This window comes from Ochrobactrum sp. SFR4 (assembly GCF_019730395.1).
Classification (GTDB): Bacteria; Pseudomonadota; Alphaproteobacteria; order Rhizobiales; family Rhizobiaceae; genus Pseudochrobactrum.
Map to the genome: position 1 here is coordinate 1 of NZ_JAAPBB010000659.1, position 285 is coordinate 285.

Below are 285 nucleotides of genomic sequence, written 5' to 3' on the forward strand. Positions count from 1 at the left end.
GTATAGCAATATGTTTGCCTTCGGCCAGAAGCCCGAAGACCCGACACTGATTATTGACGCCTCCTGCCGTAAAGATGAGCTTGGCTATGCCCAAAACCGGCTGGCACAAATGCAGACCCATCTTCAGCATTTGTTTCATGAGCGCAAACATCTGGCAGATCTTGGCCTCGCAGTCTCCAAGATCAATCATGACATGCGCAATATTCTGGCATCAGCACAGCTGATGTCCGACAGTCTGGCCGACACACAAGATCCAGTCGTACAGCGCTTTTCGCCAAAGCTGAT

At 50.9% G+C, this 285-nt stretch carries 1 pseudogene; it reads left to right on the top strand.

What is annotated here, in order from left to right:
• A pseudogene (locus tag HBA93_RS20695) lies at nt 1-285 on the top strand (sensor histidine kinase); the annotation flags it as partial.